Genomic DNA, 25,278 nt, shown 5'->3' with positions numbered 1-25,278 from the left:
CAGTTCCCGTAGATGAGTAACCCAGAAACATTTGTTACAATCATTTACAATGCAACCCATTCAACTGTAGGCGATCGCATCGGATAAACTATGCCATACCAGACCCGTACCCCCGCGACCCCGGTCAATTCGGTCATCGAACAGCCCGCCCAGGAGTCCGAGCTGTGGCGTTACAATCCAGAGGCGATCGAAGCCAAATACCGCAATCGTCCCTTTGCTGTTCTGGGACGCCTCCTCACCATCATTTCCAGCTTTAGTGGCCTGCTACTCAGAATTTGGTGGGCTAAGGCCACTGGAAACAACAACAATCCTAAAGCTCAACAGAAACAAGCCGATCACCTCAAGGCGATTCTGACGAAATTAGGCCCCACCTACATCAAAATTGGCCAAGCCCTCTCTACCCGTCCTGACCTCGTCCCTCCCGTCTATCTGACGGAGCTAACCAGTCTTCAGGATCAACTCCCTTCCTTTCCGAATGAAATTGCCTTTCGCTTCATTGAAGAAGAATTAGGACAGCCTCCCGAAAAAATCTACGCCGAGATCTCAGATCATCCCCTTGCTGCCGCCTCCCTCGGCCAAGTCTATCAAGCTCGCCTCAAAACCGGCGAAAAAGTTGCCGTAAAAGTTCAGCGCCCTGACCTGCAACAGCGCATCAACCTCGATATTTTTATCATGCGGCGCATTGCCCGCTGGCTCCAAAATAATGTTAAACAAGTCCGCTCCGACCTGATTGGCATTACCGACGAATTTGCGGCGCGTATCTTCGAAGAAATGAACTATGCCCAGGAAGGACGTAACGCAGAGAAATTCAAGAAACTCTACGGCGGCATGGCAGAAATCTATGTGCCAAAAATTTACTGGAAATATACCGGTAAACGCGTCCTCACCATGGAGTGGCTCGATGGCACGAAGCTAACAAACCTCAAGGAAGTCGCCGCCAAAGGGATTGATGCCACCCATTTAGTTGAAGTCGGGGTGGAATGTTCCCTCCGCCAACTCCTGGAATTTGGCTTTTTCCATGCCGATCCTCACCCCGGGAATCTTTTAGCCCTCGATGATGGTCGCCTCGCTTATCTAGACTTTGGCATGATGAGCATGATCGAACCCTATCAACGTTATGGGTTAATCGAAGCTGTGGTGCACCTAGTTAACCGCGATTTTGAAGCCCTGGCCCATGACTATGTCAAATTAGATTTTCTCAAGCCGGATACTGATCTTGCGCCCATCGTGCCTGCCCTAAGCACCGTTTTTAATAATGCTTTGGGAGCTAGTGTTGCGGAACTTAATTTTAAGAGCATCACGGATCAAATGTCGGGCATTATGTACGAATTTCCGTTTAAGGTGCCTGCCTACTATGCTTTGATTATTCGTTCGATGGTGACCCTCGAAGGGATTGCCATTGGTGTTGATCCAGAATTTAAAGTCTTGAGTAAAGCTTATCCCTATGTTGCAAAGCGCTTGTTGACTGATAATTCTCCGGAATTACGTCATTCTCTGAAGGATTTATTGTTTAAAGAAGGCAGTTTTCGCTGGAATCGCCTGGAAAATTTGCTGAACAACGCGAAGGATTCTACTGACTACGATCTCAAAGGGGCGGTTAATCAAGCCATTGACTATATCTTTTCAGAACGGGGTGAATTTATCCGGGAGCGTCTTGCCGAAGAAATTATTCAATCGGTGGATATCCTCGGACGTAATACCTTCCAAAACATTACCAGTTTGGTACAAGAGCAATTGGGTCAAAAGCCGACCCAAAACCTGGCTAGGGGCATGAGTGCAGAAGATCGGGCGAACCTGGTGCACATTCAAAATATTTGGCGCATCCTCCAGGAAACCCCTGATTTTGACCCGATGTTTATTTTGCCTTTAATTCCTAAAGTGCTCATTAAGCCGGAAACGCAACAATTAGGTCAGAAAATCGCTGAGGGACTTTTACAGCGCATTGCCGCCCGTTTCATCCGTAATGTTTTGTTGGCCGATCCCAACGGAGATAAGACTCGTCAGCGGGAGGTGATCCGTTATCCTGGGTCTCTGCCGCTGCCAAAGTCTGCGTTACGGTAATGTCTTAGGGAAATGGGTTGCTTTTTTGCGTAAAATTGAGCAAATATTAGCAATCTAAAAGACATTGTGGAGCCATGGCACAATCTAAACCGTATCAACCTATTTTATTGCGCTTGCTCCATGGCCTAACGGCAATTTTGGTATTGCTGGCTTTAGATACGGGGTTTTGGGTTTACGACATTTATGATGGTCGCTGGGGCCGTTTGGGTCTGCCACGGCTCGAAGCGATGCAGGGCATCCATGGAACGATCGCCTTAACATTTTTTTTATTGCTACCGTTCTTTGCGGTGTACAGTTTTCGTCTGGGCGATCGCCGTTTGTTGCAGCCGAATTCCCTGACGCAATTAAAGCAACTGGGAAAACCGATTTGGTGGGTTTCGGCCCATCGACTGATTAATACAGGCATGCTGCTGGCGGGAACCTTAGCTATCGTTACAGGCCGGATGATGAAGGAAGAATGGCTACCGGCAGGAGAACTCAATCATTTCGCCTACCTTGGTCATCTGTTGGCCTGGGGGGTCACGTTTGGGGCGCTGGCTCTGCACTTACTTTTGGGCATTAAAGTTGGAGGTGTCCCCCTATTAACTTCGATGGTTAGTCTGGGGCAACGGGAAGGCGATCGCCCCAAAAACTGGTTACAGGGATTCCAGCAGCAACAGAGCTTGTTACTGAAATCCCTAGAAATCATTGTGGGTTTAGGGGTGCTTTTTGCCTTGGTTGTGCCCTTGTTTAATTTTTAGAAATAGGGATTTTCCCAAGTTCCAGTAAAGACAATTTCCGCGAAGGGTTTGCGGCTACGGGGGCTCTGTTCCCGTTCCTGGAGGGCTTCTGGTGCTGTGGTAATATCACCCGGATAGCCAATGGCCACGGCAGCGGCCGGTTCAAAGCCAGCAGGAATTTTGTAGCGGTCACGGGCTTTGTCTTTATCGAAACCGCCCATTTGGTGTACCCGCAGACCGAGGGCTTCAGCTTGGATCGTTAAACTGGTCAAGGCTTGGCCCACATCATACATTCCGTAGGGATTCGGGTTATCATTGCGGGTAAATCGCTGTTTTCCGACAGAAATCATCAGAATGTATGCGTTTTTTGCCCAGGTCTGGTTTGTTTCCATCAGGCAGTCCAACATTTTGCCATAGGCAGCAGCATCAGCTTTTGTGGCCATCAAAAACCGCCAAGGCTGTTCATTAAAACAAGAGGAAGCCCACCGGGCGGCTTCTAATAAGCTCCCAATTTTTTCTGCTTCGACGGGGCGATCGCCATCAAAGATGACCGTACTAAACCGTTGACGCAGTAGGGGGTGAATTGGATATTGAGTTTGGGCGGGTTTTTCCATGGAACTTACGACAGAATAATGGGCAATAGAAAGAAAACTAAATTCCAGCTTTAGGATAACGACTTTTGGGTTGGATGTTTGGTGGATTATTCATGGATTAACTTTTATCTGGGCTAGTTATGGTTGCCTCTTCCCCTAGAACAGCGGGTCAAAATGTACGTCGCTTAGCCTTTAGACGTCGCCTCCAGTCCTGGCGGGCTTTCTTGGCGGCGGGAGGACTCCCAGTCTTGGTGGTGTTCATGTTTCCGGTCTTGGCGATTGGTCTGGGGTTTATTGCGGCCATCGTCATTGTGGCGATCGCTGCCTTTGGGGCAATGGGTTTTATTTTCCGGGGTTTAGATCTTTGGCAAGCCGCAAACCGTGCCGTTCAGGGGGCCAAAGCCGAGGAAAATGTCGCCAAAATTCTCCAGGAACTAGAGCCCCAGGGGTGGTCTTTTGAATATGGGATGCGCCTTGATGATGGCCTGGGGGATGCCGATGTGATTTGCTTTTCGCCCCAGCAAAAAACCTATGTCATTGATGTCAAATCCCATAAAGGCACGGTGATTTTCCAGGATCATCGGCTCCATCGCCGCATGGGACGCACGATCTATGGCTTTAAGAAGGATTTCTTACAAATTGTGATGAAGCAGGCGCTCCAGGTACGAGATAAAAAAAAGCTTGATTTTGTCACGCCACTGCTCGTATTCACCCGTGCCCAGTTGGCCGTCTCCCACAAAAAAATTCGCGGGGTTTATGTCATTGGCCAAGCGGATTTGGTGGCGAAGTTGCAGGAATTGGGTTGAGTGCTGGGGTAGCTGTGGTCATTCAAGGCGGTGGCGAATTACATCATTTCCCAAAAAATTTGATCGAGAAACAATTCAGACTCGCTTACGATCAAGGTAACAGCATCTCCCTGGACACGACAGATTTTTTATGCTCCACGATTTTCAATTGTCTATCTTGGCCCTGGGTCATGACCAGTATCAATTGCGTTTGAGTTCGGCGATCGCCCCTGGTGCGGAACCCATCGTGGCAGTGGTCACTTGGCAACCGGAAGCTTGGCTGGCAACCTGGGCCAATTACCCCCTAGAGACCTGGGGGAAAATGCTGTTTACGGCCCTCTTTACGGGAGAGATTTACGAGCATTGGCAGGACATGGTGGCGATCGCCAAAGTGGATAATCTTCCCATTCACGTTTATTTGGGCTTACCGGATGGGATTTTGTGGTTTCTGCCATGGGAGGCGATGTTTATCGAACCGCAGAATTACACAGTCCACTTTTCTCGGCAACGGGACAGGGCCATTGGTGCCGACAATTCTGAAAATTTAGATACAGCGGTTGATTTGTCTTGGCTGGGAGAAACAGAACCCGAAGAGGATGTTGCCTTTATCCAAGATATTTTTGCGAATATGCCCGAACCGTCCGAGACGGAGACGGATACTGAAAATGACCATCGGGGAATGCTCTTGATTCCCTCCTGGCGCTCCCTATTGGCTTTTCCCCGTAGCCTCCTAGGGTTGGGTTTGATCATCATGCTCACCCTGGGGGGCATTCTACTGGGCCGACATTTACAAAACATTTCTGTAACACCGACCACCACGGAGGGAATTACGCGCCTGACGGAAAAGGAATTAGAAAAGCTCACTGATGCGGACTTGGTGCAGTTGGCCCAGGCAGATATTGACCAAGATAATTGGGGCAATGCTGAGATGATCCTCGGTGAACTCCTCGATCGCCAAGCCTTTGGTGTGGTGCAACCATTACTGCTTGATCCGGCGATCGCCCCAGAGAATGAAACCATTGCTTTTTTGCGGGGGCGCTATATCTGGCAAACAACCTTGGCCGCCGTCCCACCATCGCCAACCCAAGCAACGGCGATCGCCACGGTGCAAGACAATTGGGACATAGCTCTAGCCCAACAGCCCAACGACCCCGAAATTTTAATGGCCCTGGGTTTTGTCCATTACCTCAATGCAGATTACGAAGCCGCTAATGATCGTTGGTATGAAGCCTTAGCGGCGGCAACGACCCAGGATTTCCCCCCAGTCCTCCAGGCAGAGATTTATGCGGGCCTGGCGATTAGTATGTACGATTTGGCCCAAGGGCAACCCACCGACGTTGACCAGGAAATTCTTGTGGGGAAAGCCGAAAAACTCCGGGCGATCGCCCTAGATCTCGATCGTTCCCAGCTCAACCCCCGTCGCCTCGAACAAAGTTGGTTGTGGTTCCCTGAGGCGATCGCCACTTGGCAAACCCTGCTCGCTTTAGAAGAATCTCCCTAGGTCATATCCGAGGCGTACATTCAATCAACTTGAGCGCAAAAATCTTGCAAAGCATTACGGCTTAAGCACGAGACCCCCTGATGGGGCGGACTTGGGGGACAATGGGGTGAAATAAATCCCACGATAATAACCCTATTATGTCCGAACAAAACATTGAATCCATCCTCCAGGAGCAGCGCCTTTTTTCGCCTGCATCAGACTTTGCTGCCGAGGCCCAGATCAAGAGCTTAGACCAGTACCAAGCCCTCTACGACCGGGCGAAAAATGACCCCGAAGGCTTTTGGGGGGAACTCGCCGAACAGGAATTGGAATGGTTTGAGAAATGGGACAAGGTGCTCGATTGGCAACCGCCCTTCGCCAAATGGTTTGTCAACGGGAAAATTAATATTTCCTACAATTGCCTCGACCGTCATCTCAAAACCTGGCGCAAAAATAAAGCCGCCCTCATCTGGGAAGGGGAACCCGGTGATTCCCGTACCCTCACCTATGCCCAGCTACACCACGAGGTCTGCCAGTTTGCCAATGCGATGAAAAAGTTGGGCGTCAAAAAAGGCGATCGCGTCGGGATTTATATGCCAATGATCCCGGAAGCCGTCGTTGCCCTCCTCGCCTGTGCTCGCATTGGTGCGCCCCATACGGTGGTATTTGGTGGCTTTAGTGCCGAAGCCCTCCGCAGTCGCCTCGAAGATGCCGAAGCCAAACTGGTAATCACCGCCGACGGGGGCTTCCGTAAAGATAAAGCGGTGCCCCTCAAGGATCAAGTAGATGCGGCGATCGCCGATCACCATGCCCCCAGCGTTGAGAATGTTTTGGTCGTTCAACGCACCAAAGAGCCTGTCCACATGGAAGCCGGGCGGGATCACTGGTGGCACGAGCTGCAAAAAGAAGTCTCCGCTGACTGTCCCGCCGAGCCGATGGATGCCGAAGATATGCTCTTTATCCTTTATACCAGCGGCACCACGGGTAAACCCAAGGGCGTTGTCCACACTACAGGCGGTTATAATCTCTACACCCATATAACGACCAAGTGGATCTTTGATCTCAAAGATGATGACGTGTATTGGTGTGGTGCTGATGTGGGTTGGATTACAGGCCATAGTTACATTACCTATGGCCCTCTATCTAACGGGGCAACGGTCTTGATGTATGAAGGCGCACCCCGTCCGTCTAATCCCGGTTGCTATTGGGAAATTATTCAAAAATATGGTGTCACCATTTTCTACACGGCACCCACGGCGATTCGGGCCTTTATCAAAATGGGTGAAGACATCCCAAATAAATATGACATGAGTTCCCTACGCCTCTTAGGAACCGTGGGTGAACCGATTAATCCAGAAGCTTGGATGTGGTACCACCGGGTCATTGGTGGCGAACGTTGTCCCATTGTTGATACATGGTGGCAAACGGAAACCGGTGGCGTGATGATTACACCTTTACCCGGTGCAACTCCCACAAAACCCGGCTCTGCGACTCGTCCTTTTCCGGGGATTGTGGCGGATGTCGTTGACCTTGATGGAAATTCCGTCGGTGACAACGAAGGCGGCTACCTGGTGGTGAAACAACCCTGGCCTGGGATGATGCGCACGGTTTATGGCAATCCCGAACGCTTCCGGTCTACCTATTGGGAACACATCGCCCCGAAAGATGGACAATACCTTTATTTCGCAGGTGACGGGGCACGCCGTGACCAAGATGGCTACTTTTGGATTATGGGTCGCGTCGATGATGTCTTAAATGTTTCGGGGCACCGCCTCGGCACCATGGAAGTGGAATCGGCCCTCGTTTCCCACCCTGCCGTCGCCGAAGCAGCCGTGGTTGGAAAGCCAGATCCAGTTAAGGGGGAAGAGGTGTTTGCCTTTGTCACCCTTGAGGGCACCTACAGTCCGAGCGATGATCTCGTAACAGAACTGAAGGCCCATGTGGTGAAAGAAATTGGGGCGATCGCCCGTCCGGGAGAAATCCGTTTTGCTGATGTAATGCCCAAAACCCGTTCTGGGAAAATCATGCGGCGTTTGTTGCGGAACCTAGCCGCAGGACAGGAAATTGTGGGCGATACTTCTACCCTCGAAGACCGCAGCGTCCTCGATCAACTCCGGGGCTAACCCCCCATTCTCCCTTGAGGGAGATGTCCAGAGGACAGAGGGTGTCTTCCCTTGAGGGGAGTCGGAGGGAAAATTTCCATTAGGTGTCCCTCCGACTGCTTGCCTTGACCTAGTTCCCTTCGATAAAGGCGAAACGGCCCTGTTGACCCGATTCATCCATTTCAATTTGGGCCACAAAAAATTCCTTCTGGACAATTTCTCCTTCCTCTGTGAAGGAAATTTCACCCAAAGGCGTGACGTAGGTACCTGCAAAAATTTCGTCCCGCAGTTGTCGTCGCAAGTCCGGTAGAGCAAGAGTTTCTAAGGGCGTTTTTTCATCGAGGCTGCTGAGGGCTTCAACAAAAACTTGGATCGCCGTGAATGCCTGGGCACTAAATTGGGGCGGCTCTTTTTGGTTTTGTTGAAAATAGGCGTCCCGAAACGCGCGGTTAATCTCATTATCTAACTCGGCACTGTAGGCTTGGGCCACCAACACCCCATCACATTTTGCTTGGCAGACGGGAAAAATATTGGAGGTATTCAGGCCATTACCCCCAACAATAATGCCGTTGTAACCTAATTCTCGCAGTTGCTTCACCAGGTTGCCCGCATCGGCTGCTAACCCCGAAATAATCACTAGATCTGGTTGAACATTGAGTGCGGCAGTCACCTGGGCTTGAAAATCAGTGTCGGTGGTTTGAAACCTTTGTACCGTGACTAATTCCAGACCAAAATCTTGCACAGCCGTCTGGAAGGTTTCTGTCTCTGATTTACTAAAGGCATCATTTTGGGCGAAGAAAACCGCAACGCGCTGTAGTTCTGGGTTGAGCTTGAGAGCTTGGGCCACGGCATTGGGAGCAACCACCGAGACAGGGGCAGAAACTCGGCCAATAAATGTACCAATCTGCGGGATTCCTTCGGCGGTATTGGAAGGGCCAAGGACGGGAACTTGGGCCCGGTCGGCGATCGGATCAGCGGCAAAGGCTTGTTGGGAAAGGGTCGGGCCAACGATACCGACCACTTTATCTTGGTTGATCAGGGTATTAAAGGCGTTGATGGCGCCCTGCTCATCGGCGGCCACATCCTGGAGAATGATCTTTAGGGGTTTACCGTTGATCCCGCCGTTTTCGTTGAAGTAAGTTTCCGCAATCTGGGTGCCGAGGATCTGCTCTTGGCCAAACAGGGCAACATTACTGGTCTGGGCGACGGCGACTCCCAGAGGAATTTCCGCGAGGTTGCCATTATTATTACCGGCATCCGTAGGAGGAGATGGGGCATTACAGGCGATCACCAGTACCGCCGTTAAAAAGGCGATCGCCCCCTGGAGCAAGCGTCGATATTTAAACATACAAATTTCTATAGAGTCTTGATATAACAGACATCCAGAATACTGCGAAGCTCGATGCTCCTTCAACTGCTTGCTGCTTGATTGGCAGCGATGGGGAATCAGTAACTCCTAATGAATCGTTACAGGCAGACGAGGGCCGTGAAAAAACTAGACACCAATAACGCTAGCCCCGAAATGATCCCGATTTCTTGAATTTCTTTTTTGAGTTCCATGGTTTGACAGCTCCACTAGCAAAATATGCAACGAAGAAATATCGATTTTGCTTGTTTTTAAGTATAAATACTCAAGTACTGTTTGCCCACCCTTGGCCCCAAGGGAAATCACTGGAGGTAGAGATTTAGCCCGTTAAATGTCATCAAAGCCAAATAATGAGACCACAGAATGCCGTCAATTCGTTTCCGATCTGATTGGATTCATTCTTACTTAGGGAAAGATATAAGATAGAACTTTCTCCTAGATAGGCGTAAAGCTTAATTTAAGGTGCTAAGATCATTAAAGAACTATTAACCTATATTTTTTTCTTATCCGTAATCCGAAAAAATTCTTAAGAATTGCTTTTATCGCTGATTTTGCAACGAACAAGCCTTGATTTCACCTTGGCCCATTCGTCAGAATAGCCCCCATTATTTCCTTGTCGTCTGTCCTTCCCCAAAACCATGTCCCAAGCCTTTAGTGCCACAGAAATTCGTAACACGATGAAGCAAGAGGGGTTGCGCATCACGCCCCAGCGGTTTGCGGTCTATGCCAATCTACTCGGTCGGCAGGATCATCCCACGGTAGAACAGATCCTAGAGGATGTGAATGCGGATTTGCCCATTGCTTCTAAGGCCAGTGTTTACAGTGCCCTGACGGTCTTGCGGGAAGTGAATCTTGTGCGAGAGGTGCTCTTAGATGAAGGCGTGACTCGGTATGACGCCAATGTTAATCCGCACCACCATTTCGTCTGTCGAGACTGCGGGGCCATCCAGGATCTGCCTTGGCAAGCCTTTAGCTGTTTTGATTTGGGTCAGTTTGCGACGCAAGTTACCGCCGAGAGCTATGAAGTAACCGTTAAGGGACTCTGTGCGGACTGCCGTGCTTAACTTGTTTAAATAATCTGGGATTTCTCCTCGGCCAGCTTGGGTTGATCCTTGTTGTTTGGCAGCCTTGGTCAGAACCCTTAACCTCATGAAGGTTTTGTCCGGGGCGATCGCCAAATCAGGTATTTTGGAATCTAGACTGGATTGTTAGGAAGGATTTTATTGCGTGAAACTTTTTGTGTATCACACGCCTGAGGCGACGCCAACGGATCAACTCCCCGATTGTGCTGTGGTTATTGACGTACTGCGGGCCACCACGACCATCGCTACGGCGCTCCACGCTGGAGCAGAAGCAGTACAAACCTTTGCTGACCTCGATGAACTGTTTCAATTTAGTGAAACTTGGCAGCAAACCCCCTTTCTCCGGGCTGGGGAACGGGGCGGGCAACAGGTAGAAGGCTGTGAGCTTGGCAATTCTCCCCGCAGTTGTACCCCAGAAATGGTGGCTGGGAAGCGCCTCTTCTTAACAACCACCAACGGCACGAGGGCCCTCAAGCGCGTTGAGCAAGCACCCACAGTGATTACCGCAGCCCAAGTGAATCGCCAGAGCGTGGTGAAGTTTCTCCAGACAGAACAGCCAGACACCGTTTGGTTCGTTGGTTCCGGTTGGCAGGGGGATTATTCCCTCGAAGATACCGTCTGTGCTGGGGCGATCGCCAAGGCCCTGTGGAATGGGGACAGTGACCAGTTAGGGAATGACGAAGTAATCGGGGCAATTTCCCTTTACCAACAGTGGCAGCAAGATTTATTTGGCCTCTTCAAGCTCGCAAGCCACGGCCAGCGTCTCCTGCGCTTAGACAATGAAATCGATATTCGTTACTGTGCCCAAAGCGATACCCTGGCGGTTTTACCGATCCAAACAGAGCCGGGTGTTCTCAAAGCCTATCGCCACTAAAAAAAATTAAGGGAGCCATGAAAAAAGGGTTCCACACGGAACCCCCAAGTCTGCTTCTGTGGCAGATTTAGACAAATTTACTTATAAAGCTCAGTGGAGAGCCGGAAAGCCAAAACACCAGGAATGAGGGCAATGGCAAGGGCCACTAACACTTGGGTATCAGAAATTCCCATAATTTTAAAAACTCCGAATATAAACTGAGGTTTATCCCTTAATTTGCGATATTGCCTCTGGTTTCCCCAAGGTTTTGTAACAAGACGCAACATATCACCCCAACCTGCACCCATTCACCAAAAATGCGTCGCTTTAACCTTGATTCTGAGAAGTTTCTGCCGTTGACTGGATAGTTTGTTTACAATGGCCTTAAGGTGACCCATTTGCCGCCACAGCAACCCGACGGGCGGTCTTTTTTTGTCTTGAATTGTTCTCAAAAGTTTACTGTGTCGAATTTTTCCCATGCTCGAGCAAATTCTTCATCCCCAGTTGCATTTCAGCTTAGAAACGTCTTTCATTCTCGTGATTTTGGTGGCCCTAGAAGCTGTTCTTTCAGCCGATAATGCCATTGCCCTCGCGGCGATCGCCCAGGGGTTAGCCAGTCCGACCCAACAACGCAAAGCCCTCAACATTGGTTTGATGGTGGCTTACATTCTCAGAATCACCCTCATTTTCACGGCAACCTGGGTGATTCATTATTGGCAAGTAGAACTTTTGGGGGCATTGTATTTGCTGTGGCTGGTTTTTCGCTACTTTACCTCCCCTGAAGATGATAAAAATCACCACCATAGCCTAGAGTTCAAGTCCCTCTGGCAAGCGATCCCGATGATTGCGGTCACGGATTTAGCCTTTTCCCTCGATAGCGTCACAACGGCGATCGCCGTCGCGGAAGACATTTGGTTGATTGTGCTTGGGGGCACCATTGGCGTTCTGACCCTCCGCTTTCTGGCGGGGCTGTTTATCCGCTGGCTCGATGAATTTACCAACTTAGAAGATGCGGGTTTTGTGACCGTGGGCTTTGTGGGGGTTCGTCTCCTCCTTAAGGCGGTTTATCCCAGTTTTGTGATGCCTGAGTGGCTGATGATCACGGCGATCGCCGCCATGTTTATTTGGGGATTTTCTAAACGCAACCCTGATTTTGTCCCCCAAGAGGACTCGCCATCGCCCTAATTTGTGCCTGGATCCCTTAGTCCGCCGTAGTTTCCCTACGGCCCATTTGCCATTCTCAGCAACTTTACATTTATTAAATAAACTTAATAAAACTCTAATTTTTTGGTAAAATAAATTCATAAATAAAAATTAAGCATTTCGATTCTCGTTTTTTCACCAAGGTTAAATCGCTGCCCCGTCAGTGCAGACCTTGCCTGTTTCCTTTAGTGGACAACTCACTTTTTCCGCAGCCCTGGCGAATCCAGTCTAGGGAGTAGCTTCTTATTTTCATTTTTTAAATTTCGTCCTTTCTAGCCGAGTTGACCTATGAAAACTGCCAAATACTCCGCCGATCCTGTCCGTACCTACCTCAAAGAAATTGGAAGAGTTCCCCTTTTAACCCACGAAGAGGAAGTTCTTTATTCTCGCCGTGTCCAGAAAATGGTCAACCTAGAGAAGCTTAAAGCCGAATTAGCAGAGAAGCAGGATCAAGAGCCGAGCCTCAAGGAATGGGCCCAGGCAGCGAACCTTTCCCAGCGGGAGCTGAAAAAGCAACTCCTCCTAGGGAAGCAGGCAAAACAAAAAATGGTCGAAGCGAACCTCCGCCTTGTGGTCTCAGTGGCGAAAAAATACATTAAGCGCAATATGGATCTCCTCGATTTGATTCAAGAGGGCACCATCGGCATGCAGCGGGGGGTAGAAAAGTTTGACCCGACCAAGGGTTATCGTTTCTCGACCTATGCTTATTGGTGGATCCGGCAGGCAATCACCCGGGCGATCGCCGAAAAGAGTCGCACGATTCGCCTCCCGATTCATATCACCGAAAAGCTCAATAAAATTAAGAAAGCCCAGCGCCAACTGGCCCAAGCCAATGGACGTTCTGCCTCAATCCCAGAACTAGCCGATGAACTAGGTTTAACCACTAAGCAAGTCAGGGACTACCTCGAAAAATCCCGCCAGCCCCTTTCCCTAGACCTGCGGGTTGGCGATAACAACGACACGGAACTGATCGAGCTCCTCGAAGACGATGGCTTGACCCCCGATGACTACGCGACCCATGCGGCCCTAAAACGGGATTTAGCGCGGATGTTAAATGATCTGACCGCCCAACAACAGGAAGTTTTAACTCTCCGCTTTGGTCTCCGGGATGGGACACCCCACACCCTCGCAAAAATCGGTGAACATCTGAGCATCAGCCGGGAGCGGGTACGTCAAATTGAACGGGAAGCCCTTGCGAAACTCCGCAAACGAAAAGCGGAAATGGGCGAATATTTAGCCAGTTAATTGCTCAGTCAAAGGATAATTTGGCGATCGCCTAGGGGGAGAAAATCGTAAAAATGCCACCGCAAAAGTTCGGTTACACTCCCCTCTAGGTTGTCAATAAGTTGTTACATTAGCCTTAGTTAGTATTGCATCAAAACACAGTGATTCAACCCATCACTTCCATTGAGCATCTAGGAGGAAAGACTGGTGAATAACGAAGCCCAAAGTTTTTATGGTCTCACAGGTAACAAACAACAAGGTTCAGACGAGCTTTGGCATTATGTCCAGTCTTTGTCTCCAGAAATGATTGCCCATATGTCAAAGCCTCAATCTCCAGCGGTTAATCAAGTGATTGAACGCAATATTGTTGGGTTATTGGGGGTTTTATCCCACGCCGATGGATTTAATGTATCGGTCAATATGAGCCGCGAACAGCTTGGTCAACTGTTGGCCTCGGCGATGATGGGCGGCTACTTTATCCGTAACGCCGAGCAACGGTTTCAGATCGAAAAATCCCTCCAGGAACAGGATCTTAATTTACCCGATTAAAGTTTATTCTCTGGCAATGATTTAGGCTGTAAAATTCAGGAAACTTCAAGGGGAAAGCTTCCCCTTTTTTATTGTTTATTTATCTGCATAAGTAATTTAAACTCTGGCTCTGTGAGCGTAGCTAATATATCCAGACAAACCCGTTCCTAATAGGAATAAACCTTGGCCTTTAACAAGCCAATTTCCCCAGTGGACATAGGGTGTTTTTTTATCGCTTAAATATATTTGTGCGCTGTAGGTGACAAATTCATTTAGGGAAGATAACCACAAAGTTTTTCCGGTGGGGTCAATCACACCCGAATGACCCGTATTGTTAGCCCGCACTAACCAACGACCATTGGCGATCGCCTGCATCACATCGAGGGCATGGTGTTGGGCGGGCATGGTTTCACTGTAGTGAGCATCGTTAGAAGCCACAATGATAAATTCTCCCCCGGCGGCGGTTTGGCGACGGAAATGTTCTGGATAGGCAGATTCGTAGCAGATAGCGACGGTGGCTGGGCCGAGGGGGGTTTGCATCACTGCTGGGTTTTGGCCCCGCACCAGGTGGGCATCGAGGGGCGACAGGCGATTAATGATCTTGCCCAGGACAGCTTCAAAGGGAATATATTCCCCCAGGGGCACGAGGCGCTGTTTGTTGTAGCGGCTGAATACGTAGCCTTGGCGATCCAGGGCAAATAGGCTGTTGGTAAAGTTATTTGCTTCACTACCAAAAGCCCCCAGGACAAGGGGGACGTTTTCTGTGCGGATCAGTCGGGGCCAAAAGGTTGCCTGGAGAATTTGTTCAATGCGAAAGGGTAAGGCTGTCTCCGGGGTAATGATCAAGTCTAGGGGCTGTTGGGCAAGGGTTTCATAGCCCGCGCGATAATTGGCGATCGCCAACTGATTACCATCTTGGTAGAGTTTAATTTCGTTGGGAATATTCCCCTGAATAATGCCGATTTGGGCAGGGCGATCGCTGGTAACGGGCGTTGTCTGCAGTAGCGACCAGCCAATCAGGTGAGCACTACCTAGAAGAATTAGAGTGAGTCCCCCCAACAGACCACTGCAACGGTGGAAGCGCACAGTCCCAGTCGCATCGAAACAGGCCTCCGCAAGACAGCCATTCACCAGCACAATCAGCCAAGAAATGGTGGTAAATCCCGACAGTTGAGCCAATTGTAAAATCGCTAAATTATGGGGACTCTGGCTAAAGGCAAGGAAGTGCCAAAAGAGATCACTCTGGCTCCAGAGGTATTCGATCACACACCACAGGGACGCCCCATAAATAACCCGGTAAAGTCGCCCGGCAAAGCTTAAAGGCCCGAAGGAAGCACGAAATTCCTCGAAACAAACCATCCCTAACGCCCAGAGCACCGGGATGCCCGCCCCCCACAGGGTGATTATGATCCAGCAAAGAATGGCGATCGCCAAACTCCACAGCCAAGGAACCCCCATCCAGGTCATCGGGTGAATCCCCGTAATCCAAAACAGCGTAAAACCCTGGTACCCCAAACCCCAATAAAAACTCAACCAGAGGGGCTGTTTGTATCTCTGGTAAAAATTACGCATCGCCCGTAGCCCTTTACGACCTTGAGCAGACGGGAATGACTTAGTCCTTTGGGGCGATCGCCCCAGATAAATCCAGAGGGGGATCAGGGCGATCCAAGCTAGATACCAAGCTTCGACGGGGGCCGAGGCCATGCCCATCAGTACCCCTGCCCCTAATACGAGAAATCTAGGAGCCCAGATGGGGCGGAAACTGCTGCGTACGAACATCATCGCTATAGCGTTGGACTGCGTTGGTAATCAGATTGTCTAAGTCTAAATATTGTTTGGCAAAGGGGGGCGCTTTTTCACTGAGGCCCAAAAGATCCGCTGTTACCAGCACTTGCCCATCACAATGGCGTCCCGCGCCGATGCCAATGGTCGGAATTGTCAGTTTTTCGGTAATCGTCTGTGCCAGGGTCGCTGGAATATGTTCTAAGACCACCGCAAAGGCCCCGGCCTGTTCGAGGGCGATCGCCTCTTGGATTACCCGTGTCGCTTCTAGTTCCGTATTGCCCTGTTGCCGATAACCCAGGGTATGCACCGATTGGGGAGTGAGGCCCACATGACCCATCACCGGTACGCCTAAGCGAGTGAGACGTTCCACCGTTTCGGCCATCGCTGGGTGTCCCCCTTCCAGTTTGATCGCCTGGGCGGTGGTTTCCTTGAGAATTCGACCCGCCGTATGGATCGCTTGGGAAAGGCTTTCTTGGTAGGTTAAAAAAGGAAGATCGCTGACCACTAAGGCATTCTTGACCCCCCGACAAACGGCCTGGGTATGGTGAATCATCGCCTCTAGGGTCACAGGCAGCGTATTTTCATAGCCGAGAGCCACCATCGCGAGGGAGTCCCCCACTAGGATGACATCGACCCCAGCTTGATCGACTAAGCGGGCGATCGCATAGTCCCAGGCCGTCAGGGTCACGATGGGTCGTGCCGTTTTTTTATAGTTTTGTAGTGTTCTCGGTGTAACCCGCATCAATCGTTCTCTAGGGCACAATAAAGCTGACCGGGCTAGTGAACAACACCCCAAAGCAGCTTTAGCTACAGCCGATGGTGTTGGGACTTTTCCGGTAATACCTGAGCTATTATGCCCCAAATCAAAATTCTGGGGAAATTCCGGCGTTCGTGCCCCCAGATTTACCCCAGTGATTATTACAATTTTCCCTTTCGGTTTTGACTCTTTAAAAGAGGCCGATTCTTAACCTTGCCAGTTGGCCCAATCCTGGGGCTTAAGGAACCGTTCATAAAGTTCTGCCTCTGGGGTACCAGGCTCAGGACTGTAGCTATATTCCCAACGCACCAGGGGTGGCAAAGACATCAAAATCGATTCGGTACGGCCATTGGTCTGCAAGCCGAAGATGGTTCCCCGGTCATAGACGAGGTTAAATTCGACGTAGCGGCCCCGGCGGTAAAGCTGGAATTGTCGTTCGCGATCGCCATATTCTGTGTTGCGTCGCCGTTCAATGATTGGCACATAGGAATCGAGGAAGGAACCACCACAGTCTTGCACAAACGCAAAAATATCTTCCCAACTGCGCTGGGGCTGTTCCCCTAAATCCTTACTGTAGGCAGCGGCAGCTTTATCGGGGTGGGGGCCTTTATACAATTCCCCAGTGCCATCTTGATAGTCGAAGAACAAACCACCGACCCCACGGGTTTCGTCCCGGTGCTTCAGGTAGAAATATTCATCACACCAGCGCTTAAAGACGTTGTAATACTCCTTGTGGTGGCGATCGCAGGCGGCTTGGTAGGTTTTGTGGAAATGGGCCGCATCCTCAGCAAAGGGATAGTAGGGCGTCAAATCTGCGCCACCGCCAAACCACCAGACAGGGCCAGCTTCAAAATAGCGATAGTTGAGGTGAACCGTTGGGATATAAGGATTGCGCGGATGTAACACCATTGATGTGCCCGTGGCATAGAACCCGTGGCCTGCGGCTTCAGGGCGCTGCTTCAAAATCGAAGGCGGCAATTGATCGCCCCACACCTCAGAGAAGTTGACCCCTCCCTGTTCAAGGACATTCCCCTCACGCATTACCCGAGAACGACCGCCGCCGCCCTCCTGTCGCTGCCAAGAATCTTCCTGGAATTTTCCTTTTCCATCGGCCATCTCTAATCCCTGACAAATTTTGTCCTGGATTTGCTGCATAAACTGGCTCACCCGTTCTTTGGAATCACTGGGGGGCACAGGCTTAGCGGGGCTGGCATTGGTGGATTCTGTTTGCAAAGCTGTCATGGTTGCGTGGGAAGAAGTTTTATCTATCTATTAAAAGGGTTTACCTGATGGCCCAAAGGCTGATGTTGCAAGGCTTCTTTAGGTCGACACAGGTCAAACTAGTATTCCAGACTAACCTGAATTGGCACGTTTTCGGCCTCGGTGAATGTGATTTTTCATGAAGTTTGTAACGAATAATTAAAAAGCTGCCTCCCGTGAATTCGTCGCCTGAGGCTATCCCCAGAGGCAAGGCGATCGCCCCCAATCCCGCTCTAAGGTTAAGAATAGATTAACTATATCCTTACGGACTTTTCCGTTTTAAAACCCTGATACAAAGGAAATTCCTAAAAAGCTTCGGTGTATACTAAAACCAAGGTTAAGAAAAAGTAAATTATGACTTAATCCTTTCATTACCTATTGGCGTGTCCAGGAGATTTGAACAATGCATCATGTTGCTAATCCAACCACCCCCCAAACTTCGATCCCTTTTCCCCTCAAAACAGATCGAAATGTGCCGACCCGCCTTGTAGCTCACTGGTTAACAGATGCGAATGGTAAGCTCTATCGAATCTGGGTCAGCGAAAAAATTTAGTCTCCTCGTCCCAACAAATTCCATCCAGCAAAAATCCCACAGAGTCACTGACGGATTCTGTGGGATAGTTTGTAAGTTTTTAAGATTAAAGCAAAATTAAAAGAACTTCAGCCTACTCCGACTTCGGCGTTGCTCCAAACTGTTCGATTAAAATATGCTTCACAGTTGCCTTGAGGGTTTCCCCACAGGGCACTTTCTGAGCTACCGGCGCACCGAGGCTTGCATGGTTACCGACCGTTCCCCCAGTGAGCACATTGACCGCTTCGACAATTGCACCATCAACTTTCGCTTTAGAGCCGATAAAGCCGATATCACCCACCTGAGCTTGACCACAGGAATTTGGGCAGCCAGTCCAGTGCATTCGTACCCGTTGGGGAATATCTAATTCGGCATCCAATTCGCGGGCCAGGGCTAACCCCTGTTCTTTCGTCTCCACAAGGGCAAAATTGCAGTAGCGATTTCCCGTGCAAGACACAAAGGAACGTACTAGGGTCGAAGGATTCACCGAGAATTTTTCTAGTAACGGTTCCTGGAGTAGCGCCTCAACGTTTTCGCTTTTGACGTAGGGAATAATGAAATTCTCTTCTACTGTGGCCCGAATTTCGCCATTGCCATAGGTTTCTGCGAGGCGTGCTACCTCGAACATGTCCTCTGCGGTCAAGCGTCCGGCGGGGACATGCAAGCCCACGTAGTGATAACCTGCTTGTTTTTGGGCATAGACACCGATGTGATCTCGCTTATCCATGGTTAAAGCGTGTTCTGGGGCTGCCGGTTCTAGGGATTGGCCAATTTCTGCTTCTAATCTCGCCCGGAAAGCATCGACACCCCACGCTTCAACCAGCCACAATACCCGCGCTTTGGCCCGATTTCCCCGGAGACCCTCCTCGGCACTGTGGCGGGTATATAGCGCTAAAATGCCACGACTGACCGCAAGGACAGCCTCATTGGGGGGAACCCAAACATTAATCGAAATCCCTTCGGCTTGTCGCTGGGCAGAAAAATATCCGCCGACAAGAACATTGAAACCAAATTGCCCATCCTTAAAGGCCGGGACAAAGCCAATGTCATTGATTTCTACGTGGGAAGAATTATCCGGCGCTCCTTCTAGGCAGATATTAAACTTCCGGGGGAGGTCACTAAATTCGAGGCTGCCTTCACCGTAATTGGTGATCATATTTTGGAGTTGGGCCGCGAGTTCTCGGGTATCAAAATATTCTTCGGGGTCGATACCGGCGACGGGAGACCCTGTAATGTTGCGCACGTTATCGTGGCCAGACTGTACCGTGGTGAGGCCCACTTGCTTTAATTTCGTCAAAATCTCTGGGGTGTCTTCCAGTCGAATGCCGCGTAATTGGATGTTTTGGCGGGTTGTAATGTCGGCACTCCCGTCTTCGCCGTAGCGTTGCACAATTTCTGCTAGGGCGCGCACTTGGGCACTGTTGAGGATGCCGTGGGGAGTCCGCAGACGCAGCATAAATTTGCCTGGGGTCACCGGTCGGTGAAAAAGTCCCAGAAATTTAAGACGAATGATTAAGTCATCTTGATCCATGGCTTCCCAGCCAGCCTGGGCCAGGGTTGCCAACTCATCTTTAATCGCTAAGCCGGGTTTGGCTTGTTTGGCTTGTTCGATTTTTGTGAGTTTGATTTTTTGGATTGTGGCGGCGTCAGTCATGGAGTTAATCCTGATTTCAATACTGATGTTGCTATGGGCGTCGGCTGGATATCCAGGGTGATTTGACCAAGGTAAACATTCAGTCAGGGAGATTTTGTAGTGTTAACTACGGGCCTGGCTCGCTTTTGCGAAATCAGAATATTGATGATGCGATCGCCGCATTCAATTGACAGAAGGAACTTAGGTGCTAACCAGTCCAGTTTGGGGAGAACTGGCACTGGCAATATGTTGAACCGGAATGCGCCCGGCCAGGTGAGCGAGGCGGCCGGCAGTGGTGGCTAACCCCATGGCTCGACCCATTTGTACGGGATCTTTAGCGAGGGCGATCGCCGAATTGATCAATAGCGCATCGGCTCCCAATTCCATCCCGTAGGCCGCCTCACTAGGGGAGCCAATCCCCGCATCAATCACCACGGGAACCTTGCTCTGTTCAATAATAATTTTGATGTTGGCTTCATTTTGAATCCCCTGGCCCGACCCAATGGGAGAACCGAGGGGCATCACCGTGGCACAACCCACTTCCTCTAGGCGTTTCGCCAACAGAGGATCGGCATTGATATAGGGCAGCACCGCAAACCCTTCTTTGACCAATTGTGCTGCAGCTTCGAGGGTACCGATGGGATCCGGTAGCAGGTAGCGAGCATCGGGGATCACTTCTAATTTGACAAAATTATTATCTTCTTGGCCTAACAGACGGGCCATTTCCCGACCTAAACGAGCTACCCGGATCGCTTCCTCGGCAGTTTTACAGCCCGCCGTATTAGGCAACATCCAAATTTTTTGCCAGTCGAGGGCTTCGGCAAGTCCTTCGTGGCCTGGGGCTTTGGTTTGAACGCGACGCACTGCCACCGTGACAATTTCGCAACCGCTGGCTTCAACGCTTGCTTGCATTGCGGCAATTGAGGGATATTTCCCCGTTCCTGTCATCAAACGCGAGGTAAAGCGACGACCGGCAATGACCAGCTGATCAGGGGTTTCCGTGGGGTTTGGCGTTGCAGTTGTGGTTTTGGGGCTGATAAAAAAGCTCGGCATTGAACCGTTTTGACCATTCTGACTGTTGTGACCGTTTTGCATGGGTTGATGGGTTGGGTTATCTAAAAAGCGTTGGTAAGAAAAATGTTGGAGGAGGGGATCTGCTTGGTTGCGGATTAGGCGATCGCCAATGAGTTTCGCCGTGATGGGAGCCAATAAAATGCCATTGCGATAATGACCCGTGGCATAGGTAAGATTTTCACAAGGGGATGCCCCCAGAATCGGTTTTTCATCGGGGGTTGCGGGCCGAAAACCCCACCAGAGTTCCGTGATTTCCCAATCTTTGAGTTTCGGCAACAGTTGAATCGCTTTATTCAGCAGGGTTTGGATCCCTTGGGGGGTATTGTTGGGTTGCCACTGTACAGTTTCTGCGGTGGCCCCAATGATTAGGGTGCCATTGGTGCGCGGCACGAGGTACAGATTATCACCAAAAATCACCCGCCGGAGGGCCTCAGGATTCGGCATCCTCAGGGACATCATTTCCCCTTTAATCGGATAAACGGGCAGGGGCGTAATCTGACTCGACCAGGAACCTGCGGCTAAGACATAATGGCCCGCTTGGAATAGCCCTTGATCGGTCTGCACCGCTTGCACTTGCCCTTGGATTTGTTGGAGACCCAACACAGTGACGCCTTCTTTAATCACCACCCCCAGACCCCGCGCTGCTTGGAGTAGGGCTTGGCTCAAACGGCGGTTGTCTACTTGGCCATCTTCGGAGTGCCACCAGGCTCCTACCACTCCATCACCAAAACCCGGTTCATGGTGGGCCAGTTGGGCGCGGCCTAGCCAAACAGAAGCACTATCGGTCACGGTTTGGTTCGGCGCAACGGATTTGGGAGCAAAGATACCACAGGGCAAGTAACCCACATCGACGCCACTGAGTTGTTCAATTTTGCGGCACCAGTCGGCGTACATATTGCGCGATCGCCGCCCCAATTCGAGCATCGTTCCTGTTAACCCTTCGGCCTCCGGGGCGAGCATTCCGGCAGCGGCATGGCAGGCAGCCTCGGTAAAGTTTCGATTCAGGATTGTCACGGCACAACCCTGTTGTTGCAATTCGACGGCGATCGCCAAACCAATGATCCCGCCTCCTAAAATTAAAACGTCCGCTTGCTGTGCCATTTTTTCCATCACCTTAAATTCCTTCCGGTGCCTTCCTTTAAGCTACAACGGCCAAGATTTTTGCGGCAACCTTGACTTGTAAATAAAAAATCCCCACTCCAAGTAGCAGGGATATCACGTTAGGGTACTGACATTAACCAGCCATCACAGGGGCCTTAAACTGTTGCCAATTCCTTTTGGCCACGTCCCGTTAATTTTTCAACCTCTGCCAGTTCTTGCATCACCTGGTCGAACGCTTCTGGGGTGAGGGATTGGGGGCCATCAGAAAGGGCTTTCTTCGGATTGGGGTGAACTTCGATCATCAGCGAATCAGTGCCAATGGCGATCGCCCCTTTAGCCAGCGAAAGAACAAATTCAGACTTCCCTGTACCGTGGCTCGGATCGATCATCATCGGTAAGTGGGTCAAACTGCGCAACACCGGAATCACCGATAGATCCAAAACATTACGCGTGTACTTACTATCGAAGGTGCGAATCCCCCGTTCACAGAGGATCACCTGGGAATTTCCTTCCGCCAAAATATATTCTGCAGCCATTAACCAGTCGTCGATGGTAGCGGCCATCCCGCGCTTCAACAACACCGGCTTATTCTGAGCTCCTACCTTCTTCAAGAGGGCAAAGTTTTGCATATTGCGCGCGCCGATTTGGAGCACATCGGCAACCTCAGCAATTTTTTCTACGTCCGCCGTATCCATTACTTCTGTGATAATCCCTAGACCGGAGGCTTCCCGTGCTGCCGCCAACAATTCCAAAGCACTTTCGCCGTGGCCCTGGAATGCGTAAGGCGAAGTTCTCGGCTTGTACGCCCCACCCCGGAGGAATTTTGCCCCGGCTGCTTTGACCCGGAGGGCAGTTTCAACGATCATTTCTTCATTTTCAACGGAGCAAGGGCCAGCGACGACGACCACCGGATGATTGGGGCCGAAGGTGACATCCCCGTTCGGAGTAGGCACAACGACCTCGCTGTATTGACCATGACGGTACTCAAGACTGACCCGCTTAAAGGGCTTTTCGACCCGGAGTACATTTTCGATCCAGGGGCTCATTTCTTGAATCAGTTCAATGTTAAAAGTGGCGGTGTCTCCCACTAAGCCAATGACCACTTTGTGGGCCCCAACAATTTTTTCGGGGGTCAGGCCTAACTCTTTAAGCTCACTCCCTAAACGGTTGATTTCGGCTTCAGGAGTGCCAACTTTCATGACTACGATCATGGTATTTCCTCGAAGATTTACGACAGGTAAAAGAAATTTTATTTATGGAATAACGATGTAATAGGGCGTTTTTTATGGATAACGTTCTTAAAAACTAAATTGTCGGCGATCGCCACCCTCCCAGTCTTATCTTGACACATTCACCTGAGAAAATTTTGATAACCGACAAGGCTGCATACGTGATATTTAAGCTCGGAAACCCTGAAAAACCAAGGGTCTAAACTTTAAGATTTGCTGCGGGCTTCCCGGCGACTGGCGCGCCAGGCTTGAACCATCCGGCCGAGGTTCAGACTAAATTCCTCCCAACCGAGACGGCTCCCCGGACGATTTTCATCCCAGGATGTGGAGAGAATGCCGTAGCTCAGCCCCACAACCCCCAAACCGAAACAGCCCAGGCTCACCAGCAGCACAGCGATGGTGGGCAACTCCAGCAGTTCACGGGAAACAATATAGTAGGACACCACAAAAGATGTGATCCCCATAGCCGTGGGAATCCCGGAGAATAAGGCCATCCGACGAATCATCCGTTTGCTCACTGCATCGGGGATCGCCGATAAACTGGCCTCATCCTTTGGCGATCGCCTAGGTGCATTTGATCCTGAATTAGACTGGGTCGTTGCCGTTGCTGGGGGCTTTTTGGGAGCCTTTTGCTTCGTTTGCTTTGGCTCGAAGGGGAGTCGATCTCGCTTCGGTTCAGAGGACATGGGTTGGGTAAAAACTTAACGACGAATTCCGAGGCGACCAATCAAGGTTTGATAACGTTCTTGGTCGTTGGATTTAATAAATTGTAAAAGGCGCTTCCGTTTCCCAATCATTTTTAACAAACCACGCCGGGAGGAATGGTCTTTTTTGTTGACCTTGAGGTGTTCGGTCAGTTGGTTAATGCGCTCCGTGAGGAAGGCCACTTGGAGATCCGCAGACCCAGTATCAGTTTCGTGTACCTGATACTCGCCCATGAGTTCCTGTTTACGCTCTTGCGTTAAAGCCATAATCTGTTTTTGTAGAAAATAAAATACAAATATTGCAGTCTATTATGCTAACACTGTTTGCTCCGAAAGCCTATGGACAGGCGGAATCTTTTTGACTGCAGCAACACGGATATCCCTGGGGGGCAAAATGGCCGAAAATTCCCCACTACCAACCGCTAATAGCGTAAAGGGGATTGGTTTCCGCAGCCGCAGCCGCCGTTGCCGAGGATGTCTGGATACGCTCTTCCATACAAAAAGTTGTTGTGTTAAAGCCTCCAAAGCGTTTTACGGTGCTGGTGCGCAGACGTAGGTCTGGGTTGGCGAACCAAAACCGTTCGTAGATCGTCATGGTTTCGTATTCGGTGGTCAGAACGAGGCCATCTTCGTGATCCAGATGATATTCACCAGCGACGGGGACGATTTCCGCATAGCCGCGCTCCCGCAGCAGTTTTCCTTGGCGGGGGTTGTCAGCATCGGGGATGAGGGCAAAAACCGTGCTACCTTCGTGGTTTTCATCGTCCTTGTCCCATTGCATCGTGCCCGCCCAGGTGACATAGGAGCCGCCGACGCTGAGGCTAGCATCCATGTCGTGCATCTGGCAAATTTCAATGATGCGGGGGTCGTCTTTTTCGAGGGTTTCGACTTGGATATTAGAACCACCGGATTCGGCCCGTCGGAAGGGGAGATGGTGGGTAACGCGTCGAGACTGCCATTGTCCGGCACTGAATTGGAAAAATTCCTTGGCATCCGCAAAGCTTTGCATATCGAAAAATTGTCCTCTGGGTCTTGGCTGATTACAAAAATATCGTTTTATCGGTGTTTGTTAAAAACATCTTTCAGCTTAACGAATTTCGGGCCGCTCCCTGGGAAATAGGCGATCGCCCCATTGTTTCTTTTTGTTTCAATTTTGACAGAATGATTG

At 50.3% G+C, this 25,278-nt stretch carries 22 protein-coding genes and 1 pseudogene; 10 read left to right on the top strand and 13 right to left on the bottom strand.

From position 1 onward, the window contains the following. Positions 1-90: 90 nt before the first annotated feature. Both AACT35_RS09580 and AACT35_RS09575 read left to right on the top strand, forming a co-directional pair. On the top strand, positions 91-2,061 hold the full coding sequence (locus AACT35_RS09580) for an ABC1 kinase family protein (RefSeq protein ID WP_099240761.1): 1,971 nt from the start codon (positions 91-93) through the stop codon (positions 2,059-2,061). Positions 2,062-2,135: 74 nt separating this feature from the next. Beyond that, positions 2,136-2,801, top strand: coding sequence for a cytochrome b/b6 domain-containing protein (locus tag AACT35_RS09575; protein WP_099240759.1), 666 nt, complete (start codon positions 2,136-2,138; stop codon positions 2,799-2,801). Here the strand turns inward: AACT35_RS09575 and AACT35_RS09570 are convergent. Then, positions 2,798-3,394: a nitroreductase family protein gene (locus tag AACT35_RS09570; protein WP_099240757.1), complete on the bottom strand. Its 597-nt coding sequence runs from the start codon at positions 3,392-3,394 to the stop codon at positions 2,798-2,800. The genes AACT35_RS09575 and AACT35_RS09570 overlap by 4 nt on opposite strands. Before the next feature lie 119 nt (positions 3,395-3,513). Between AACT35_RS09570 and AACT35_RS09565 the strand changes: the two genes are divergently transcribed. From AACT35_RS09565 to acs, 3 genes are all read left to right on the top strand, one after another. Further along, positions 3,514-4,179, top strand: a complete 666-nt coding sequence (locus AACT35_RS09565; RefSeq protein WP_065710934.1) for a nuclease-related domain-containing protein — start codon at positions 3,514-3,516, stop codon at positions 4,177-4,179. A gap of 130 nt (positions 4,180-4,309) precedes the next feature. Next, positions 4,310-5,659 (top strand): hypothetical protein, encoded by a 1,350-nt coding sequence (locus tag AACT35_RS09560; RefSeq protein ID WP_099240755.1) that lies wholly within the window; start codon positions 4,310-4,312, stop codon positions 5,657-5,659. 137 nt (positions 5,660-5,796) lie between these two features. Further along, a complete protein-coding gene (acs, locus tag AACT35_RS09555; RefSeq protein WP_099240753.1) occupies positions 5,797-7,761 on the top strand; it encodes an acetate--CoA ligase in 1,965 nt (654 codons plus the stop codon). 109 nt (positions 7,762-7,870) lie between these two features. Here acs and AACT35_RS09550 read toward each other — a convergent pair whose 3' ends face one another. Then, positions 7,871-9,088, bottom strand: a complete 1,218-nt coding sequence (locus AACT35_RS09550) for an ABC transporter substrate-binding protein (RefSeq protein ID WP_065710931.1) — start codon at positions 9,086-9,088, stop codon at positions 7,871-7,873. A gap of 656 nt (positions 9,089-9,744) precedes the next feature. Here AACT35_RS09550 and AACT35_RS09545 point away from each other — a divergent pair. After that, positions 9,745-10,170, top strand: a complete 426-nt coding sequence (locus AACT35_RS09545; RefSeq protein ID WP_030006386.1) for a Fur family transcriptional regulator — start codon at positions 9,745-9,747, stop codon at positions 10,168-10,170. A gap of 163 nt (positions 10,171-10,333) precedes the next feature. Then, positions 10,334-11,062 carry a 2-phosphosulfolactate phosphatase family protein gene (locus AACT35_RS09540; RefSeq protein ID WP_065716668.1) on the top strand — a complete coding sequence of 243 codons (729 nt, stop codon included), beginning with the start codon at positions 10,334-10,336 and terminating at the stop codon, positions 11,060-11,062. Between the two features lie 77 nt (positions 11,063-11,139). Here the strand turns inward: AACT35_RS09540 and psaM are convergent, their stop codons facing one another. After that, a complete protein-coding gene (gene psaM / locus AACT35_RS09535) occupies positions 11,140-11,235 on the bottom strand; it encodes a photosystem I reaction center subunit XII (RefSeq protein ID WP_012307445.1) in 96 nt (31 codons plus the stop codon). Positions 11,236-11,518: 283 nt separating this feature from the next. Here psaM and AACT35_RS09530 point away from each other — a divergent pair, with 283 nt between their 5' ends. From AACT35_RS09530 to AACT35_RS09520, 3 genes are all read left to right on the top strand, one after another. Next, positions 11,519-12,226, top strand: a complete 708-nt coding sequence (locus AACT35_RS09530) for a TerC family protein (RefSeq protein WP_030006384.1) — start codon at positions 11,519-11,521, stop codon at positions 12,224-12,226. Between the two features lie 306 nt (positions 12,227-12,532). Continuing rightward, entirely contained in the window at positions 12,533-13,489 is a 957-nt protein-coding gene (locus tag AACT35_RS09525) for an RNA polymerase sigma factor, RpoD/SigA family (protein WP_012307443.1), read from the top strand. A 186-nt stretch (positions 13,490-13,675) separates the two neighbouring features. Beyond that, the gene (locus AACT35_RS09520) at positions 13,676-14,017 is read left to right on the top strand and encodes a DUF760 domain-containing protein (RefSeq protein WP_062434748.1); all 342 of its coding nucleotides are present in this window, start codon (positions 13,676-13,678) and stop codon (positions 14,015-14,017) included. A 96-nt stretch (positions 14,018-14,113) separates the two neighbouring features. Here the strand turns inward: AACT35_RS09520 and lnt are convergent, their stop codons facing one another. From lnt to AACT35_RS09470, 10 genes and pseudogenes are all read right to left on the bottom strand, one after another. After that, positions 14,114-15,778 (bottom strand): apolipoprotein N-acyltransferase, encoded by a 1,665-nt coding sequence (gene lnt / locus AACT35_RS09515; RefSeq protein ID WP_339374607.1) that lies wholly within the window; start codon positions 15,776-15,778, stop codon positions 14,114-14,116. Continuing rightward, positions 15,735-16,523 (bottom strand): 3-methyl-2-oxobutanoate hydroxymethyltransferase, encoded by a 789-nt coding sequence (gene panB, locus AACT35_RS09510; RefSeq protein WP_012307440.1) that lies wholly within the window; start codon positions 16,521-16,523, stop codon positions 15,735-15,737. Before panB ends, lnt begins: the two co-directional genes overlap by 44 nt. Before the next feature lie 222 nt (positions 16,524-16,745). Then, a complete protein-coding gene (gene hemF, locus AACT35_RS09505) occupies positions 16,746-17,780 on the bottom strand; it encodes an oxygen-dependent coproporphyrinogen oxidase (protein ID WP_099240749.1) in 1,035 nt (344 codons plus the stop codon). Positions 17,781-18,463: 683 nt separating this feature from the next. After that, positions 18,464-20,023, bottom strand: coding sequence for a ferredoxin--nitrite reductase (locus AACT35_RS09500; protein WP_099240747.1), 1,560 nt, complete (start codon positions 20,021-20,023; stop codon positions 18,464-18,466). 180 nt (positions 20,024-20,203) lie between these two features. Then, entirely contained in the window at positions 20,204-21,055 is an 852-nt protein-coding gene (locus AACT35_RS09495; RefSeq protein ID WP_256376227.1) for a thiazole synthase, read from the bottom strand. 123 nt (positions 21,056-21,178) lie between these two features. Then, a pseudogene (thiO, locus tag AACT35_RS09490) lies at positions 21,179-22,177 on the bottom strand (glycine oxidase ThiO); the annotation flags it as partial. Between the two features lie 155 nt (positions 22,178-22,332). Then, positions 22,333-23,388 (bottom strand): 3-deoxy-7-phosphoheptulonate synthase, encoded by a 1,056-nt coding sequence (aroF, locus tag AACT35_RS09485; protein WP_012307436.1) that lies wholly within the window; start codon positions 23,386-23,388, stop codon positions 22,333-22,335. 224 nt (positions 23,389-23,612) lie between these two features. Beyond that, positions 23,613-24,092: a PAM68 family protein gene (locus tag AACT35_RS09480; protein ID WP_099240744.1), complete on the bottom strand. Its 480-nt coding sequence runs from the start codon at positions 24,090-24,092 to the stop codon at positions 23,613-23,615. A 15-nt stretch (positions 24,093-24,107) separates the two neighbouring features. Next, positions 24,108-24,377 carry a 30S ribosomal protein S15 gene (gene rpsO / locus AACT35_RS09475; protein ID WP_012307434.1) on the bottom strand — a complete coding sequence of 90 codons (270 nt, stop codon included), beginning with the start codon at positions 24,375-24,377 and terminating at the stop codon, positions 24,108-24,110. 145 nt (positions 24,378-24,522) lie between these two features. Continuing rightward, positions 24,523-25,119, bottom strand: a complete 597-nt coding sequence (locus AACT35_RS09470) for a phycobiliprotein lyase (protein ID WP_099240742.1) — start codon at positions 25,117-25,119, stop codon at positions 24,523-24,525. Between the last annotated feature and the right edge of the window lie 159 nt (positions 25,120-25,278).

The sequence above is a fragment of the Synechococcus sp. BDU 130192 genome (assembly GCF_963876085.1).
Classification (GTDB): Bacteria; Cyanobacteriota; Cyanobacteriia; order Cyanobacteriales; family MRBY01; genus MRBY01.
This window is presented reverse-complemented; position numbering and strand designations above follow the sequence as displayed.